This window comes from Bradyrhizobium sp. B124 (assembly GCF_038967635.1).
Classification (GTDB): Bacteria; Pseudomonadota; Alphaproteobacteria; order Rhizobiales; family Xanthobacteraceae; genus Bradyrhizobium.
The window spans coordinates 7,717,507-7,735,565 of record NZ_CP152413.1 but is presented as its reverse complement, the minus strand read 5'-3'; the positions used below and the strand labels follow the sequence as shown (position 1 = coordinate 7,735,565).

The following is an 18,059-nucleotide window of genomic DNA, read 5'->3' as shown; positions in this document are numbered from 1 at the left end:
CCATGAGCAGCAGATCGCGAGAAAGCATCTAAGGAGGCGTCCGGGCCAAGGCGTGAGCGTGCGGCGGACGCGCACAAGGCCACCGATCGGCTTGCGTGTGAAGCAGGGACCGCTCGCATACTCGCGTTCCAAGGGGCGGCGCAGCCATCCTCTGACCTAGGCGATGCAATCAACGACCGACTACGGACCTCGAGGTGAAGTGCCTACGCGATTAGCTCGCCTAATCTTTGTCCGCGCCGCTTCGGGCTCATCGACGACATGGTGATGTAGCAGCAGCAGGTCACTGACTGCGATGCAGCAGAACTCAATGCGCATGACCCGCCCGGAAATCGTGCCCGGCAATTTTAGTGACGACCGCCCATCCTCGTACGATCGGGCGCGGAGCGCAGCTCTGGATAAACCCCAATCGGGATGCGGGATTCAGGACACTGGGCACAAGCTAGAAAGATTTCCTGGACAAGGTCATCACTTAGGTCGGCTGTTCACGCAAGTGGTCGCCCATCGGTAGGCGCTTCTATGGTTTTCGCAGTGCCTGGTTCAGGATCATCGCCAACCGTACGCCCGCCCTGCTCAGCTGAATTGCAACGTCATTTGTTGCCGTCGTCACGTAGTCCTCTGTCAACCGAAAGCTTCCATGCGCGTTAGGAGCCGGAAGCTGGCCATACGCGTCATCCTTTGACAGAGCAGATGCTTCCTTGGCCCAGTCATCAGGTTTTCCCGCTTGCCACAGCGTTTGCTGTTCCTTCGTGATGTGGCCGATGAGATCGGAGGCGATGGTTCGAGAATCGGGGCCCAGCTGGTCTACAAACTCGGTGTCCCAGAAATGGTGAAGATTGCCGGCGCTAAGTCCGGTTGCCGAAACCCGCTTGGCGTTGCCGCCGCGATCGTGGTCGTCAGAGCTGTGCAGCGGCTGGTGCACGTCGCCGACGAAGTGAAGCAAGAATTTGAGCGCGGCGACCTGCTCCTCGATATCTGTCGCGGGATTGGCGAGCTCCGCCGCAAACTGCTGAATCTTGTCGACCACGCAATCGGTCTCCGTTCCATCAGAAGCGGGCGTGCTATTCGGCACGGGCGGATGATTGAAACAGGCTTCGTCGAAATTCGGAGCGGTGATCTCAATATCGACAAAGTGCCACTGCCGCGTCCGCTCGCGTGAATTGTTCACATTCGCATCCCGGTACTTGTCCGCCCATGTTGCTGCCGACGCAATGTCATGGGCGGTGAGCGGATCGGTATCGGCGGCCAGAAGGGCATTCACGCGTTTGCGCACATCCCCATCGAGAAAGGACTGCGCCACCAGAGCTACCACCTCATGGCCTTCGTCGCCCCAAGCGAGCGCGCCGCTTATGTTCGAACAGCTGAAAACTGCACCCCAGGCGAGGATCGCCAACCTCGTCGTCACTCGCATCATAACTAACTCCCTCAAAATTGTTGGTAGAACCAATGAAGATTGGAAATGCTCACAGACCCTAAGAGGCACTCACAGATTTTGATGAAGCAGTCTAACTCTCGCAGAGATTGCGTGAATGTCAATCAGCACCCTGCCGGATGGGCTGGTCGATCAGGTCATTTCGAGCGCAGATAACCAGGCATAATGTACGAAACGAACAATCTCGGTGGGCCGTACTCCTATTTGAAATCTTCAATTCGGTTGTAGAATCTCAAACTCAAGGTCTTCGGGGAAGAGCGCCGCATCGGGGCCAGTGCATTCCGCGCGGCACCACCTCCGAGGAGTTCTGCCGGGGTGATCTGATGCGGAAAAGCGACGTGACGTGCCCTAGCTGCGGTGCCGGATTCCGGCGCATCGAACTGATATCTAAGCCCGGGACCAAGGGTGAATATCGCTGCCCTGTTTGCGATACCCCACTTGAACGCTTCAGCGGCGACAAGTTCATTGCATACCGCCTAACGGTGCAGCCGGAGTTCTCGCGGGTCCTGAAGTAGTGGGGCCGCCGGTCGCACCAATCGACGGCCCCTTAGCCACTTGAAATGCCTCTTAACCGAAGTAGGCGGCAGCTACACCAAAGCGTATGGCAAAGCTACTTTACAGCTTTGTGACATCCGGAAAGGGGCCCCTCAGCTGGCGGCGGTAAGCGTTTCATATCAGCACGACGCGATGCTTTCTACGGCGATATCCCCGACTTGGTTTCAACCCAGAGGATGCCGGAGACAATGCGCGCAGCACAAGATCTCGCAAGCTGGAAGTGACTTCACTCTATGGGGCAAGAAAACGAAGGCCCCAGCACCTCTGGAGGCCGTGGGGGGCCGGTACCGGGGCCGTCGTCGCCTGATTCGGCGGTAGCACGAATAGGCAGCTTCAATCGAAGCATCGCCAGTTCGATTCGTCAAACCGGCTCGGGATACTTATCTTCCCGACATGTCGAAATCGGCCCGTCGGCCCGGCATCCACACCGTGGGAATGGCGTGCCCGGCGGTCACGCCCTGACCGAGGCGGACGATCGGGAACTGTGGCAAAAATGAAGCTGAGCGAACTGACTGCCGATAAAGTAGAAGCTGCGATCACGGCAATTCTCGCTAAAACCCTCCGATAGAAAGTGGTGCCGCTTCGAAGCGGCACCTAGCCGCCGAAAATAACGCGATCCACAGCACCTGCGCCAGACGGACTTGGAACACGACCTTCAGGCTATCGTACAATACTTTATTGATCGACCAACTTGGCAGTGAACCAGATGGACCTCAGTCAGTTCGACGCGCCCTACCAGGTACATGCCCCATCTCTCGGACCGATTCTCGTCAGTGCTCGAACAGCCGCATTCTACGATTGGTTTGATAGCGAGGACCAAAGCAGGCCTTGGGCCGACGGAAGAGCTTTTGTTCGGATGCTCTTGACCGATTTCACCAGATTGGCAACTGGTGAAGGGCCGAGCGCTGAGGCCGTCGGCTGCCTGACAGATACCGAATTGGACACAATTGCGGTCGCCATACTGAACCTCGCGGGAACGAGTGCTGAAGCCGAAACGACACCCGAATTCGACAATGGCGGCAGTGACCGACTGCTCAACTACCTGCGCTTGCGTGGCGCTAACCGAGCGGCTCGACGAGATCAAGTAAAGAACGCAGTGGAAAAGGCCGCTATACGAGCTAGCGGATTCCAGCCGCCAGGCAGCGCGGTTTCCGCGATCAGCAGTAACCTTGACCCGCTTCATGGGGCAAGCGCCTGGCAAGAATGGCAACGCCAGGGACCGGCGATTCAAGCTGCGTTCGATCAGCTAAAGGAGCACGGCTCAACCATTCAGGGCGCGTGGGAAGAGTTGCAGCGCAAGGGTCCGGCGATTCAGGCTGCGTATCATCAGCTAAAGAATCATGGCTCGGCCGTTCAAGCCGCCCTCGAGCAAATTCGCGGAGTAGACCTCTCAAATTTTGCACGCGAGTTCGCCGCCGTTAATAAAGCATATTCCAGCATCCGCGACGGACTGTCTGCGCATGCGAGACCCCGCTTCAGTCGTCAATCAGCTTCGGCAACTCTCAGAGTTCGCGAGAGGTCCCTCTCTCAGTCTGCCGCCGGACTTCGCTGCGTGGCCTCGAAACCTGAACCGATTGTTCGACCTTGGCCTTTCGGCCGCAACCCTCGCTGCTGCATCGTCGATAGGCGCCGGTCAAGTAGGCGGGCTTGAGAATGCCACAGAAGCGATAAATCTTTTGCGACCCGGGTTCTACGCGACAGCGACAGCGGGCGTCGACGGGTTGGCGGGTCGAGGCGCGGTGGCCGATGTGCTCGCGCGATATGACCAAGGCGGCAGAAACGACGCGCCGGTATTCAGTGCAGTTTTGGACGGCATACGCGCGTTCGACGCAGACGAACCATCAGATGAACTCGTGGCGGAAGTGCTTGCGCGCGTGGACGAAAGCGTTCGCGCTTCCGGGGCCTTAAACTCCTTGAAGGGCCAAGGCATTGCAAACTTGATCGGCGTGCTGAGTTGCGTAATTGCGTTGGTGGGAATACCGATCGCACTAAAGAGTCTTGAAATCTCCAGGGAAAGTTTGGCTGTTTCACGGGAGAGCGCGAAATCTGCTCGGGAAGGCGCTACATCAGAGGATATCGCTGCCCTCTTGCGGGTCCACCAGGAGCGCACAAAAAAGGAAGTCGAAGCGGATCGCTCCATTCGATATCTCCACGGCCGAACCTTACTCAGATCTGGCCCGAACGGAAACGAGCGCACGATGAGGATCGTTTATCCGGATCAGTTGGTAAGGGTGCTAGAAACGAAGCGCGACTGGGTGAGGGTTGAGGTCTACGACTATGGCAACGAGATGCCAATCGTCGGTTGGATTAGCCGCAGCCTTCTTCGAGTGCGCCCCGCCAGGTAATCACTTCTTGGCCCGTGGAATAGCGGGGGAACGTTCGGGGGTGCTCGACTAGCACCTCAAATGCGATTTGGTTGCGCCGCAGACAAAGGACGCTTCGTCGAGATTTACCCATTTCATGACTTACGCCCTCTATCGTCTCGACAATGCTCTTTGAAGACGCTTCCGACCGACATTGGCGGTGACGCCGCCGAACAATTGCAAGTCCGCTACCCATTGGCCGTGTTTCAGCTGGTTGCAGGCGATTGGTGATCGGACCATCCGCCAATTTTTCTGAGAAGACGAACTGGGCGCCCGAGCGCTTGCTCGACCAGATCGAAGGTGTCGAGGAGGACGTGCATTTTAACGAGTCGACCGTCCTTGAAGTAGGTGAATTGCGCTGCGCGACACGCAATCGGCGTATCGGCATTTCGCGGCGCCAGACAAAGGCGCACCGAAGGTGGTCATCTCGCGATCAAAGCGACGGACCCGGAGGTGCGAATTCATGGATCACATCGAGCACGGCTTTCTTGCCATGACGCGTACCGAGAAACGGAAACATATCGACTGACCATAAATTGCCCAATCGACGTTATCGTCAATGAAAGCCTCAACATCCTGAACGTGTCGGTCGTTCATCGCGCGCAGCAACGTACGCGAAAAACGCCAGTAGCAATGCTCCGTCATTTGACTCATTCCCGAGGTCAGCGTGCAAGACTCGTTCGTTATACAGGCCCCTAACATTCTGTGGCTCTTGTAGTCTCGCTGCCAGGTCACAATCCTTTTCGGTGAATCTTGTACGCTTCGGACAAATCTATCCAGCTGGGCTGCCTAGATCCACGATCGCCTCACAACAGCACGGCTCCAGCGAGTCCGCGTCAACGAGCGCGTCACGATCTCTAACGTCATCACCAAATCGCCGGTAACGCCTAGCTTGGAGCTGAGCAAAGCACCCCCGCGAACAATCAAAAGCTTCCGAGGGGGACCGCGCGTTTCAACAAATGCGCTCGCGTCGCGTGCGAAACGCGCAATTGCTGCTGAGCTATGGTTCGCAAGTTTCCGATTGAAGTGTGGCAAGGCGCGGTTTGCCGGTATGCAGGTCACCGTCGCATCAGAATCACCCTTTGATCTGCCGGTTTGGGAAGCAAAGGCCAGGCCGTGAACCAAGCTGACGCGACAGCGCAGCTCGCGCGTGCAGATCATAAATTCCAAGTTTGATCCGGATTGCACTCGGCGAGCGGTGAAAGGATCCAGGACACCAATGCTTTGGACATATACCAGGTATACTGTATAGTCAAACAGGCTGCAAAATGGGCAGTTTGTGCGCTATTAACGTGCAACTGGTGTCGACTGGGGTTCAGTTCTGGTTCGAACAGAAGAGAAGAGCTTTGAACAATCTGCAACTGGGGACTTCATCAGTCTTGCACGAGCGCGTCCGTGAGGAACTCCTCAAGCGCATTACGATCGGCACCTATCCGCCGGGAGAATCGATTCCATCAACAGCCGCGCTTTGCGAGGAATTCGGCGTCAGCCCGATTACCATCAAGCGAGCATTGCGGGATTTGCGTGTCTCGGGAGAGTTGGTGGCGGTCGCAGGCAAGGGCACGTTTGTTAAGCGGAAAAGAAGATTCGTTCTAGCGCTGGACGCTGGGATATCGACTTGGGGTGAAGCCAGCATCCGTCTGCTATCGATTACAAGGGAAAAAATATCCGAGCCGACGATGGAGATCTTCAATCCGCCGGCGAAGGCAATGCTCTGCGTCAGGAAAATGATATTCTTCGCCGATGAAGTGACCGTCATGTACGATGCGACTTATCTTTCATCGGATGTCTCAGGCGACATTGTAGATGAGTTCGGTGAACGGCTGATAGCTGATGCGCTACGGCGACACGGGATTGATATTGTCAATACGTCTCATCTCGTCGATGCGGCCCCCGCTGCCGGACAAGCTGCGGAATTGTTTTCGGTTCCAAACGGGTATCCGATGTTACGCCGCTTCTACAAAGTCGAGACAGCCAAACCTAGCATCACCGTTTTCGGTGTGGTGCAATCTCCATTCGACCGACTTGCCTGCTCCATAAACATCCCGTCGGGAACCCGTCCCAAGACGGAGTGAATGGTGCATGCAACGTCTCGCCTACGCGCCAATTTCACAAGTCGAACTTGGATGAGCTTGCGGAGCTCTGACGCTTCATTGGCGCAACAATACGTTGGTTGTAGCAAGCGAGCGAAGAAGATCAACTGTAGGCTCGGCTGGCAACTGTGCTTGTTCGTTATGTACAAAACTGACGTACCGACGACACGATGTGGATGAAAAACCAGGTTTCCCTCCAGGGCGGATAGCATCGCCAAAGATCTGTTCCTTACGATTGGTTATACTGGCGGAGGCCGCTTTATGCTGAGCTTGCTAGCCGGCGATCAGCGGCGTTCTCCCTGACCTTGAGCCGCTGGCTTTCAATGCCGGCGGCTCTTTTTTTGAATTACGACTTCCCGCAGTCTGTTCAGTCCAATGCTGTCGCGGCGACTGTAGCGACTGGTCACGCGGGGCATTTAAGGGCTGCAGTCTCGCTTTTTGACTCTGAACGTTCAAGCGTAGCTTCGGAGGCACTTCACTTGCCAGTGCCCCTCCTCACCGTTCTTCGGGTTGGCAACGTCGGCAAGCGACGAAAGTAGGGTTCATCGCCCACAGCAGGCCGACATACACGCCGGCGCTTGTGCTCAGCTTCCCGCGCTCGGCATCGGCATCACACGACAGTCAACACCCAGCCTAGCCGCAAGGTCAGCATGGCTCAGGTTCCGACGCAGGCGCGCGGTCCGGAGGTTTGTTTTCCAGACGCTTTATGGCTTCGCGGACCGCGGCCGGTGGCGCGGTCCTGAGTTCGCTACGCGGAAGCATGGCGCCTTAAGGCTCCACTGTTTAGCTTTGCGGCGTCTTATGGCGCCAACAATATGCTCGACGACAACCAAATCTGCACGCGGCTTCTGGCGGATCGCACGCACAGGCGCTCTTCTTCATTGCGTGCGCATTTGATGGGACGGCGTCGACATTGCCCTCCAGCCATGCAAGATGATCAACTTGCTTCCGGAACAATGGTTTGCACGATTGATGCATCCAGCGACTCGTACTCCTTCAACCCGATCAGCTCATACAGTTCGGCGCGTGTCTGCATCTCTGAGACGAGGTTGTGAGCGCCGCCGTCTCTTTTCAGGGCGGCAAACAAATTAGCCTGAGCCTTGTTCGCAATACGCAATGACGAAACCGGCCATATCACCATGCGATAGCCCATGTCCTGAAACTCGGAGGCGGTGAAGAACGGCGTTCGCCCGAACTCGGTCATATTCGCGAGTAGCGGCACCTCTCCCATGCGCCGTGCGAATTCCCTGAACATCTCGCCGCTGGTTAGCGCCTCTGGGAAGATCGCATCGGCGCCGGCTTCGACATATAACTTGGCTCGCGCGACAGCTCCATCCAGGCCCTCGCTCGCGGCGGCGTCCGTGCGCGCGATCAAATAAAGATCGCGTCGTGCGCGTGCGGCGGCGGCGACCTTTGCTGCCATATCACGAGCGTTTGCGAGTCTCTTGTCATTCAAATGACCGCACTTCTTGGGAAGGATCTGGTCCTCGATGTGCACCGCGCCTGCACCTGCATCTTCAAAGCAGCGCACCATGTGCATGACATTCAGCACCTCTCCATAGCCGGTGTCCCCATCCACGACGACGGGCAGCCCGCTCGCGCGCGCAATTTGGCGAATGAAGAATGCGACGTCATCCACGGTGATAATGCCGAGGTCCGGCAGCCCCATGGACGCGCTCATCGCCGCCCCCGAAAGGTACAGGCCCTTGAAACCTGCCGCTTTTGCCTGAAGGGCCGCCATTCCATTGTGCGTTCCTGGAAGCTGGACTATCCCGCCGCTCTGCACCAGCGAACGGAAGCGCTGCCCGGCGGAGGACTGCGGTACATCAGCAGCGATCAAATAGGGCATGACACTCTCCTCACGCCGCGCATGGCGCAGAGGACCTATCCCTCTGCTGGATCGGTACGAAGGCGCGATTTTCCGGTCCAATATAGTTGGCAGAGGGCCTTATGATCTTGTTGTCTGCGCGCTGCTCGATGACATGAGCGGCCCAGCCTGACGTGCGTGCGATGACAAAAATCGGAGTGAACATTGCGGTCGGCACGCCAAGCAGGTGGTAGGAAACCGCGCTGTACCAATCAAGATTGGCGAACATTCTCTTGCGTTGGGCCAATACGCCCTCGATCCTTTCGGCAATATCGAACATTCGGCTTGAGCCCGCCTGTTCGCTGAGCTGGCGCGCAACCCGCTTGATGACTTCGTTGCGAGGATCGGCAATCGTATAAACCGGATGTCCGAAGCCGATGATAACCTCCTTGGCTTCCACCCGACGCCGAATGTCACGCTCTGCCTCGTCGGGATCGCCATATCGCTTCTGAATGTCGAACGAAACCTCGTTGGCCCCGCCATGCTTGGGACCGCGCAGCGCGCCGATCGCACCTGCAATAGCGGAGTGCATGTCCGCGCCGGTGCCCGCGATGGAACGCGCGGTAAATGTGGACGCGTTGAACTCATGCTCGGCGTAAAGGATGAGGGATGTGTGCATTGCACGGATGTGACTGCCCCGCGCCGGAACGCCGTGAAGCAGACGCAGGAAATGCCCTCCGATCGTATCGTCATCGGTCTGCACTTCGATGCGACGACCGTTGTGTGCGTAATGATACCAATACAGTAACATTGAACCCAGCGAAGCCAGAAGCCGATCGGCGACATCGCATGCGGCAGCCACTCCGTGATCGGCAGCTTCGGGCAGGACGCAGCCAAGCGCCGAGACACCGCATCGCATCACATCCATTGGATGAGCCGAGGCAGGCAGCGCTTCGAGTGTCAATCGGACCGCCATTGGAAGCCCGCGCAAGGATTTCAATCTGGCCTTATAGGCAGCGAGCTCTTGGACCGAGGGGAGCACACCATGGACAAGGAGATAGGCGATCTCCTCAAACTCGCAGTTTTCGGCAATATCGACGATACTGTAGCCGCGATAATGCAGATCGTCTCCTTTGCGCCCGACGGTGCACAACGCGGTATTCCCTGCGATGATGCCCGACAGCGTCACAGATTTCTTGGGCGCGCGCGGCTCGGGTGTTGAGGTAAGCTCTGTCATATCGATCTCCTTGAGACGGGCATCCCTACTGCGCCCTGGCGACCACCACTTTTCCAATCAAACACGCCGGCGGCCTCCGATTTACCCAGGAAGCTCGCATCAACCACGAAGTTGAGGGACTCGAGTTCACCGGCCCTGAGCTGTTCCACACGGTCGACGGCCTCGAGGAAGCGTGTCTGCTCGGTTGGACTTACGATGCCGTCGGCGAGCGTACGGAATTTGCCAATGTAGTCGGAGCGGCCGAAGGGGCGGGCGCCGAGCGGATGAGCATCAGCCACGGCGAGTTCGTCCTCGATCACCCGACCGTTGTCCAAGGTGACGACCACCCGCCCACCGAACGCCTTCTCCCGCGGGTCATGGCTGTGGTAGCGGCGGGTCCATTCGGGATCTTCGACCGTCTTGATCTTGTGCCAAAGAGCGACGGTCTCTGGACGGCCCGCCCGTTCGGACGCATATGATTTCTCGTGATGCCAGGCGCGGTCTTCGAGGGCGACTGCGAAGATGTACATGATCGAATGATCAAGTGTCTCGCGGCTTGCATGCGGGTCCGTCTTCTGTGGATCGTTGGCCCCCGTCCCGATCACGTAGTGCGTGTGATGACTGGTGTGAATGACAATTTCTCGCACACGATCCAAGTCGCCGATCGCCGGTGCCATTCGACGCGCGAGGTCTATGAGCGCCTGGCTCTGATATTCGGCCGAGTGCTCCTTCGTATAGGTGTCGAGAATTGCTCGTTTTGGCTCGCCGCGCTCCGGCAAAGGAACGCGATAATTCGCCTGTGGACCGCCAAGCAGCCAAGCGATGAAACCATCCTCCCCCTCCCATGCAGGGGACGGCGCGCCTTCTCCACGCAGCGCCCGGTCCACCGCCTCCACCGCCATTTTGCCAGCGAAGGCCGGCGCGTACGCCTTCCAGCTCGATATCTCCCCCTTGCGGGACTGCCTCGTCGTCGTCGTGACATGAAGCGCCTGCTGGACAGCTTGATAGATCGTCTCAGGTGAAAGGTTGAGCAATGCGCCAATGCCGGCTGCCGCGGATGGTCCGAGATGGGCAATGTGATCGATTTTGTGTTCGTGGAGACAGATACCCTTCACGAGATCCACGTGGATCTCGTAAGCGGCAGCGATGCCTCGAATGAGATCGGCGCCGGAGCGACCGCAGTGCTGCGCAACTGCAAGAATCGGCGGAATGTTGTCGCCCGGATGAGAATAGTCTGCGGCCAGGAACGTGTCATGGAAGTCGAGTTCCCGAACCGCCACACCATTAGCCCAGGCAGCCCATTCCGGTGAAACGCGATGCTCGGGGGAGAACCCATACAATGTCGCACCGGGCGCGTAGCGATGCGCCACAGCTTGCGCTCGCGCGCTCACGACTGGCCGTCGCTTTAACGATGCAGCCGCGACCGCAGCATTGTCGATAATCCGGTTTCCGATCATTTCCACGACCGCGCGCTCCACCGCAACGTGATCGGCTGCCACTTCGGCGATCTTCCAGGCCAGTTGACCGGTCCTCGGCAGGCTGGCGCGCGAAGGGTGAACATGAACGTCGTGCTGCTTCATACTTTGCACCTCGGCTGAATTTATGCAAATTTAGCAAACGGCGCTTCTGTCGAGGAGTGGCAAACATGCACGTTCTAGCTGATCATCGCGCTCATTTTGTAAATTCTGCAAACCCATGAAGCAGCTCAAGATCTTCGCGGGGGACCGGCTGCGGCGCCTGCGGGAGCAGCGTGGCATGACGCAAGCGGCCTTGGCCCAGGCAATCAGCATCTCACCGGGTTATCTCAGCCAGATCGAAGCGGACCAAAGGCCGATTACGCGACGACTGCTGCTGGCGCTGACCCAGTTGTTCAATCTCGAAACGGGCTACTTCGCGGATGACGAGGATCTGCGCATGGCGGGCGAGCTGCGCGAAAGCGCAAGCGATCCGTTGTTCGGAACAGCGGTTTCCGCCGACGAATCGAGCGCGGCCGTTCGCGTTGCCCCCGAGGTCGCCCGTCGGTTTCTCCATCTCTACCGATCGTATCTCGCCTTGGAGGAGGAACACCGTGCACTTCAGACGAGTATTGCACAGGAGGGAGGCGGCGCCGCGAGCCGGTTTCCCTACGACGAAGTCCGCGACTGGGTGCAGTCGAAGCGGAATCACTTCGATGTGCTGGATCGTGCCGCGGAAAGACTGGCCGCTGCGAAGCATTTCCGACCGGAGAACCACGGGGACGATCTTCTCAAGTATCTGCGTGATGCCTACCGGATCAGGATCGAGCACGCACCGGAAGCACTCGACAGCGGAATGATCTGGAGGCTGGATCGCAATGCACGAACGCTGTTTCTGTCCAAGGACGCACCATCAGAAAGTCGCTTGTTCTGGGTCGCACACGTAATCGGATTGCTGGAGCAGCGAGATACGATCGATCGCCAGGTTCGACAGGCCGGCCTGAGCAACGAAGAGGCAGCCGCACTTGCTCGCGTCGCCCTCGCCAACTACTTTGCTGGCGCACTGGTGATGCCGTACGAGACCTTTCTCAGCAACGCGCGCGAGGCGCGATACGACATTGAGCGGCTGCAAAGACGTTTCGGAACCAGTTTCGAGCAGGTGTGTCATCGACTGAGCACATTGCAGCGCAGAACTTCACCGGGAATCCCGTTCTACTTCCTGAAAATCGATATCGCAGGCAATGTGTTGAAGCGAAGCAGCGCAACTCGCTTTCAATTCGCCCGCTTCGGTGGCCCCTGCCCATTGTGGAACGTGCATCAGTCATTCTCTCAACCCGGCCGCATTCTGGTTCAACTCGCTGCCACGGCCGATGCGACAACCTACCTGTGCCTCGCACGCACGGTGAGCCTGTCCGGCGGCTCTTATCTAAGCCGCCCGCGCGCGGTCGCGGTCGGATTGGGTTGTGAGATCGCGTATGCCAACCAGGTCGTCTACTCGAAAGGGCTCGACCTGGAAGACATCGAGGCTGCCGATCCGATCGGGCCGGGCTGCCGCGCGTGCGAGCGCACCGATTGCCGCCATCGCGCTCTGCCACCGATTGGCCGGCCTCTGGACGTCGGCACGGCCGAGCGGGGGGTGGTGCCGTATCGGATCGAGACGAGGATGCGTCAACGTTAAACCTCGGCTGGCGACCCCATTGGCGAGCCAGCACTAGAGATGAGCTGGCGCGCCGAGGCTTGGCATTGAGATTGCAGCGGCCTCCCGACCATTCGGGACCATTGCGGCTCATCAGGGTCTCCTTGGCGACCGACTGCGCCTTGCAGCGGGGCCGCGTCAGCAATGCCGGCAGCCCTAACCGGCGTTGCCCCGCGCTGTGACCAGAGCAGCAACAGCAACAGCTGTCACGGCCGAAAGCGTCCAGCCAAGATGTCCATGGCCGGTGTTGTAAAACACGCGCGGATCGCGGCCTCTCATGACGTGCGGGAGCATGTCCGGCATCATCGGCCGCAGGCCTGCCCAAGGCACAACGTTTCGGGTGCTCATGCCAGGGAAGTGCGTGCGGCACCATTCAATCAATGGCTCAATGCGCGCCGCCCTTATATCCTTGTTGATGCCGTTGAACTCCGCGGTGCCGGCGACGCGGAAGCGCGCGGAGCCAAGGCGGCTGGTCACGATCTTTGCGCGGTCATCCAGCAGACTTGTCCACGGCGCAGCCCGCTGATCCGAGCCCTCGGGAAGGTGCACGGTGATTGAATATCCCTTCACGGGATAGACATTTACCCGATCACCAAGATTGGCGGCGATACGGCGAGAGCCGACCCCGCCGCAAACAACGATGCTGTCGAACCGCGTCACCTGGGTATCAGGGTCCTGGCTTTCGGTCGATCTCCAATTCACTCGCACGCCCTTGCCTTCGTCCAACACGACCGACAGCACATCGGTGGAGAAGTTCAAGGTCGCGCCGAGGCGAGCACAGGCACGGGCCAGACCAGTTGTAAACTTGTGGATGTCGCCCGTGAAATCGGAAGCGGTGTAGAAACCGCCATAGAATGTCCCCCGCAGAGCCGGCTCTATCGAACGGATCTCTTCAGGTGTCACTGCATGCCGCTCGAGCCCTCCCTTGGCGAGTAACGCCGAAACCCGTGCAGCGGCTTCGAATTCCGCCTTGCTGTGATAGAGGTGCAAGATGCCACGGTTCTCGCAATCGAAGTCGATGTCCTCGTCTCGGGCCATCCGCCTCAGGTGGTCGCGCGACTCGATCGCTAATCGCACCGTTGTAACAGTATTCTCTTCGTATTTTGGGATCGAGGCGACGAACTGGGTCATCCAGGAGAGCTTGTGCCACGACGGCTTTGGGTTGACCAGAAGCGGCGCGCCGGGCGTGAACATCCACTTGATACCCTTGAGCACTGTCGCCCAACTATTCCAAACCTCGGCGTTCGAGGCTGAAAGCTGGCCACCATTGGCGAAGGACGTTTCCATCGCCGCATAAGGCTGCCGGTCGAAGATCGTTACCTTGCACCCCCGCTTGAGCAAATTATAGGCTGTGGTTACTCCGGTGACCCCCGCGCCGATGACGGCAATACGGCCACAGTGAGAATCGGTCATAGGTGCTCCTGCCCGCGATGCGCGGGTCATCTGGCACCCCCTCTGTCATTGGCCTGAGAGCTTCATCGCAGCCGTTTATCCGTACGGCGACTTTCACCATCGGCGCAGGACTGTTGCCCTGCTTTTCAGAGTCGAAGTTTTAGCGGTTCTTTTGCCTGAGAGTTTCCGGGGCCGTTGCTCCGTCGGCGTCGCGTCGGCCAGAAGCCGGCCGCGATCTCTCCCGCGTTGGACCTCAAACTATTAAAGTATACCCGGTATGTCAATATGTTTGCAAAGATCCGTTCGCTGTGCGCTGGTACTACACCATCGGCGTTGACCCCTCCGTTGGCGTTCTTGCGGAAGGCGGAGTTATGCCAGCGGGCACGCGGCGCTGGAATAGATCCGGCAAAACTGCGTGTATGTGGCGAGCTGAAGAGAAGACAATCAGCCTTCCGGCTGTTCGCGCAAGAGGCATTCCCAGGCGCCCCCCGAGCACCAGACCGGTGCCCGCGCTCACTGCGTGCTCACAACCAGCGCAACATGTCAGCTTGTCGTTCGCTGCTCACTAAGGTATACCTAGTATGTCTACAACAGAAACATCGCTCGTTTCGGGCGACCAGTGAACGGGAGCGACGTTGAGGCAATGGCCCTGGAAAAATCTCTCGCTAATGCTCAGGTCTCAATGGGACCCGATCGGAGCACGTTTCCGCTATTCCCGCCCAAGGTGCGGGGCGTCGAGAGCGCAGACGCCTCCTATCAGTATCCGCTGGAGATCGGGTTTGAATACTTTCGCCTAGACCGAAGCTTCCTTTCGGCGGAGCCCGGCCGAGGAATGCTTCGCTGGCGTAGTTTGCTGCCTCCCGTTCTCGACGAGCTAAGTCTTGGCGAGGGAGGAACGCCTCTGATCGAAATTCCGGGCCAGGCCGGTCAGGCCAACGTTTACCTTAAGGACGAGAGTAGAAATCCGACCTTCAGTCATAAGGACAGGCTGAACCTGTGTGTGGTGAGCGCCGCCAAAATTTGTGGCGCGCGCGGCATCGTTGCTGCATCGACTGGCAACCATGGCATCTCAACCGCGGCTTATGCAGCCAAGGCAGGTCTCTCCTGCATCATACTCGTCCCGGAGCGATTCAGTAAGAGCTATTTCGCTGCGTTGAATGCTTACGGGGCATATGCAGTTCCGGTCAGGGCAGACTGCAAATTCGAGATACTCGGCAAGTTTGTATCCGAGCTTGGCTTTCATCCAACCAGCAATTCGACACGCTACCATACCGGTCATTCTTTCGGGCCCGAAGGGTACAAGACGATCGCATATGAGCTGTTTGATCAGCTCGGGCGAGCGCCGGCAGCCGTAGTCGTTCCGACAGGTTACGCCGAGTTGCTGTTCGGGATCGTGAAGGGGTTTCAAGAGCTGGTCGAGCTCGGCCTTGCGGGTGATTTGCCCCAAGCATTCTCGGCCGAGCCTGCGGGACTGGCTCCGCTGGCAACTGCGCTGGAAAACGGGCTGCCGATGGCGGCCGTCCCCGCTGCGGACAGCAGGTTGGCTTCGATTGCCTGCACCGTGAGCAGCTACCGGGGTGTCTGGGCAATTTCGAAGTCCAAGGGCGCAGCATTGCGGGTCACTGATGAGGAAGCATTGAACGCCCAAGCCAAGTACGCCCGCATGGGTCTTTGGCAGGAGCTTTCCAGCTCGGCCGCGCTGGCTGCTGTCGACTTCATCTCCCTGAGCTTCAGGAACAAAGATGTGGTGGTCATTGGCACATCAAGCGGAACGAAGGACCCTATTGACTGGCAGACCGTTCAGCGGGTTTGCTCGACGATGGATGAGGCCCGCTCCTATTTGAAGGACGTCTACTCCTATGATCCTGGTCCAAATGCACAATAGCGGGCTCCGCCGATGCTGACGCAGACAAAAGATGATATTCGCGAGCCCCCTGTGACGCAGGCTGCTGTCAATTTGAGTGGTGTCAACAAGTGGTACGGCGAATTTCACGTGCTGCGCGACATCAACCTGGACGTTCGCCGAGGCGAGAAAATCGTCATCTGTGGGCCATCTGGCTCGGGCAAGTCCACTATGATCCGTTGCATCAACAGGCTCGAGGTGCATCAGAAGGGGCAGATTATCGTCAACGGCACGGAGCTTACCGGCGACCTCAAGAAGATCCATGAGATCCGCCGCGAGGTCGGCATGGTATTTCAACACTTCAATCTGTTTCCACACCTTACGATCCTGCAAAATTGCACGCTCGCGCCGGTCTGGGCGAAACGGATTCCCAGGAAGGATGCGGAAGAGATCGCGATGAACTACTTGCGCACCGTGAAGATTCCGGAGCAAGCCCACAAGTATCCGGGCCAGCTCTCCGGCGGACAACAGCAGCGGGTCGCCATCGCACGCGCCCTCTGCATGAACCCGAAGATCATGCTGTTCGACGAGCCGACCTCTGCGCTCGACCCCGAAATGGTAAAGGAAGTGCTCGACACCATGGTCGGCCTTGCCAACGAAGGAATGACCATGCTCTGCGTGACCCACGAGATGGGCTTCGCCCGCCAGGTCGCCGATCGTGTGATCTTCATGGATGGCGGTCAAATCGTTGAAGTGAACGCCCCGGACGAGTTCTTCAGGAATCCCCAGCAGGAGCGCACGAAGCTTTTCCTGGGCCAACTCCTGCACTGAGCACATCGGTTCGGCCGCGCGGCGTGTGCAAGTGATGTATTCGTGTCCGCTAAACACGTCGCGATCTTGGCGGATCATATCGGCGCACACGACGCGGTAGAGGCCGAAGCAATCTTGGGGGACTTGTCCGCCGCTGCCGGCGCGCGCTTCGTGCGTCAAACTGGCGAACACGATCTCAACGGTAGACCGCTCCTCAGAGAAAACTTGCGGCCGCCTTCCCTCGAAGATCTCCGCAAGAAACGATGCCGCGTGATCAGTTTTCTCGGTGTCGGCCCTTTTGGATTCCATCGAAGATGATCCAGGAAAGCAGCAACCTCCGGCGCGGACTTTCAACCGCGTCGCCAGCTTTTTCCTCTCGCAAGCCGTTCTTTGAACGTTGTTGGCTAAGGAATTTTGCACGTTCTATACCGAACGACAGGCCTTTTTGCGTTCCAGAGTTCGGCAAAACGTTCAGATGGCCAGAAGCGCTCCTCCCACGACCTAGTTGTTTGGAAGCTTATGCCTGATGCGGTGAACAGGGCAACGGGAGAGCACCTGGGTCTCCCGCGCGAATGCTTCTTCTTCCCCCGGCGCTCTGTCCCGGCTCTTTGCGGTGCGGACACCGGCCGACAGCCCCTTGCGAAATCCGGTGCGATCACGCCACGGTTTCAAGCAGGCGGCCCCACCCGGGTATAATATCTTGGCATTTCGCCAATCGCAGGGCATGCCAACACAGAGCCTGATTAGACGAGATGATTGATTTTCCCGTGACACGCTCGAGCTCATCGATAATGGCTGCAGCGCGCATCTGCGTGCAGGCTACCACAATTGTGTCAACCTCGGCTTCATCAGCGATTTTTCGAACCGCATTGGAAATGCTGGCTGGGGAAATGAAGGGCGCGTCATCGGCAATAAAGCCATCCGCATTGTGAAACGTACTGGCTTTTGGCACGCGGAAGCCCGCGGCTTCGATCTCGCCGATCATCTGCTCAGCCAATTCGCGGGGATATGGCGACACATAGCCCACGCGCACCGAGCGAAGTGCCCGAAGAGCCGAGAGGATGGCCGTAAAAGGGTTCGTTACACATGCCCCCGGATGCACCTTATGAATACGAAGCTCCAGCTCCGTGGGCCCAATCGCCATTGCAGCAGAAGTGCATCCCAGCGCGACGACGTCGGACGAACGCATTGTGTTGATCTGGCGAAGTGACTCGTCGATGCTCTCAGCCTGCTTCTTCATTCCATCGAGAGTCACGGCCTGGTTGCGCTCGCGCGACGCTGGCACGCGGCTTTCGTATAGCGCCACTCCTGGAATGTTCAGCATCGCCCGCGCTTCGTGCGAGAGCGACTGGTCATTTGAAATGACAACCATTCCGATGTGCGCTCTCGACCCAAAGCCTC

At 58.3% G+C, this 18,059-nt stretch carries 12 protein-coding genes, 1 pseudogene and 1 riboswitch; of the genes and pseudogenes, 6 read left to right on the top strand and 7 right to left on the bottom strand.

Translation table 11 applies throughout. From position 1 onward, the window contains the following. Positions 1-514: 514 nt before the first annotated feature. Complete coding sequence (locus AAFG13_RS36625; protein WP_342709898.1) at positions 515-1,411, bottom strand: S1/P1 nuclease; 897 nt, start codon at positions 1,409-1,411, stop codon at positions 515-517. Positions 1,412-2,675: 1,264 nt separating this feature from the next. On the opposite strand from AAFG13_RS36625, the gene AAFG13_RS36620 reads away from it, so the two are divergent. Further along, positions 2,676-3,635, top strand: a complete 960-nt coding sequence (locus tag AAFG13_RS36620; protein WP_342709897.1) for a hypothetical protein — start codon at positions 2,676-2,678, stop codon at positions 3,633-3,635. A gap of 88 nt (positions 3,636-3,723) precedes the next feature. Next, positions 3,724-4,329 carry an SH3 domain-containing protein gene (locus tag AAFG13_RS36615; RefSeq protein ID WP_342709896.1) on the top strand — a complete coding sequence of 202 codons (606 nt, stop codon included), beginning with the start codon at positions 3,724-3,726 and terminating at the stop codon, positions 4,327-4,329. Between the two features lie 224 nt (positions 4,330-4,553). On the opposite strand, the pseudogene AAFG13_RS36610 reads toward AAFG13_RS36615, so the two are convergent. After that, positions 4,554-4,992, bottom strand: a pseudogene (locus AAFG13_RS36610) (ketosteroid isomerase). Between the two features lie 701 nt (positions 4,993-5,693). On the opposite strand from AAFG13_RS36610, the gene AAFG13_RS36605 reads away from it, so the two are divergent. Continuing rightward, the gene (locus AAFG13_RS36605; protein ID WP_342709895.1) at positions 5,694-6,422 is read left to right on the top strand and encodes a GntR family transcriptional regulator; all 729 of its coding nucleotides are present in this window, start codon (positions 5,694-5,696) and stop codon (positions 6,420-6,422) included. Between the two features lie 955 nt (positions 6,423-7,377). On the opposite strand, the gene prpB is transcribed toward AAFG13_RS36605, so the two are convergent. Genes prpB through AAFG13_RS36590 form a run of 3 tightly spaced genes read right to left on the bottom strand, consistent with a single transcriptional unit; the run spans position 7,378 to position 11,043 of the window. Then, positions 7,378-8,289 carry a methylisocitrate lyase gene (prpB, locus tag AAFG13_RS36600; protein WP_342709894.1) on the bottom strand — a complete coding sequence of 304 codons (912 nt, stop codon included), beginning with the start codon at positions 8,287-8,289 and terminating at the stop codon, positions 7,378-7,380. Between the two features lie 10 nt (positions 8,290-8,299). Then, complete coding sequence (gene prpC, locus AAFG13_RS36595; RefSeq protein ID WP_342709893.1) at positions 8,300-9,484, bottom strand: 2-methylcitrate synthase; 1,185 nt, start codon at positions 9,482-9,484, stop codon at positions 8,300-8,302. Beyond that, entirely contained in the window at positions 9,481-11,043 is a 1,563-nt protein-coding gene (locus AAFG13_RS36590; protein WP_342709892.1) for an MmgE/PrpD family protein, read from the bottom strand. Before AAFG13_RS36590 ends, prpC begins: the two co-directional genes overlap by 4 nt. A 115-nt stretch (positions 11,044-11,158) precedes the next feature. Here AAFG13_RS36590 and AAFG13_RS36585 point away from each other — a divergent pair, with 115 nt between their 5' ends. Beyond that, a complete protein-coding gene (locus tag AAFG13_RS36585) occupies positions 11,159-12,595 on the top strand; it encodes a short-chain fatty acyl-CoA regulator family protein (RefSeq protein ID WP_342709891.1) in 1,437 nt (478 codons plus the stop codon). 174 nt (positions 12,596-12,769) lie between these two features. Here the strand turns inward: AAFG13_RS36585 and AAFG13_RS36580 are convergent, their stop codons facing one another. Continuing rightward, a complete protein-coding gene (locus AAFG13_RS36580; protein ID WP_342709890.1) occupies positions 12,770-14,026 on the bottom strand; it encodes a D-amino acid dehydrogenase in 1,257 nt (418 codons plus the stop codon). A gap of 133 nt (positions 14,027-14,159) precedes the next feature. Further along, positions 14,160-14,259: riboswitch (glycine riboswitch) on the bottom strand. 389 nt (positions 14,260-14,648) lie between these two features. Here AAFG13_RS36580 and AAFG13_RS36575 point away from each other — a divergent pair. Together AAFG13_RS36575 and AAFG13_RS36570 are read left to right on the top strand one after the other, a co-directional pair. After that, on the top strand, positions 14,649-15,890 hold the full coding sequence (locus AAFG13_RS36575) for a pyridoxal-phosphate dependent enzyme (protein WP_342709889.1): 1,242 nt from the start codon (positions 14,649-14,651) through the stop codon (positions 15,888-15,890). A gap of 12 nt (positions 15,891-15,902) precedes the next feature. Beyond that, positions 15,903-16,679 carry an amino acid ABC transporter ATP-binding protein gene (locus tag AAFG13_RS36570; RefSeq protein WP_342709888.1) on the top strand — a complete coding sequence of 259 codons (777 nt, stop codon included), beginning with the start codon at positions 15,903-15,905 and terminating at the stop codon, positions 16,677-16,679. A gap of 634 nt (positions 16,680-17,313) precedes the next feature. On the opposite strand, the gene AAFG13_RS36565 is transcribed toward AAFG13_RS36570, so the two are convergent. Continuing rightward, entirely contained in the window at positions 17,314-18,030 is a 717-nt protein-coding gene (locus AAFG13_RS36565) for a hypothetical protein (protein WP_342709887.1), read from the bottom strand. Positions 18,031-18,059 lie beyond the last annotated feature (29 nt).

Bases quoted from the DNA above. Each gene is read 5' to 3' on its own strand.
- AAFG13_RS36575 (WP_342709889.1), top strand. From the start codon at position 14,649: ATGGCCCTGGAAAAATCTCTCGCTAATGCTCAGGTCTCAATGGGACCC.
- AAFG13_RS36565 (WP_342709887.1), bottom strand. From the start codon at position 18,030: ATGGTTGTCATTTCAAATGACCAGTCGCTCTCGCACGAAGCGCGGGCG.
- AAFG13_RS36570 (WP_342709888.1), top strand. From the start codon at position 15,903: ATGCTGACGCAGACAAAAGATGATATTCGCGAGCCCCCTGTGACGCAG.
- prpB (WP_342709894.1), bottom strand. From the start codon at position 8,289: ATGCCCTATTTGATCGCTGCTGATGTACCGCAGTCCTCCGCCGGGCAG.
- AAFG13_RS36590 (WP_342709892.1), bottom strand. From the start codon at position 11,043: ATGAAGCAGCACGACGTTCATGTTCACCCTTCGCGCGCCAGCCTGCCG.
- AAFG13_RS36580 (WP_342709890.1), bottom strand. From the start codon at position 14,026: ATGACCGATTCTCACTGTGGCCGTATTGCCGTCATCGGCGCGGGGGTC.
- prpC (WP_342709893.1), bottom strand. From the start codon at position 9,484: ATGACAGAGCTTACCTCAACACCCGAGCCGCGCGCGCCCAAGAAATCT.
- AAFG13_RS36585 (WP_342709891.1), top strand. From the start codon at position 11,159: ATGAAGCAGCTCAAGATCTTCGCGGGGGACCGGCTGCGGCGCCTGCGG.
- AAFG13_RS36625 (WP_342709898.1), bottom strand. From the start codon at position 1,411: ATGATGCGAGTGACGACGAGGTTGGCGATCCTCGCCTGGGGTGCAGTT.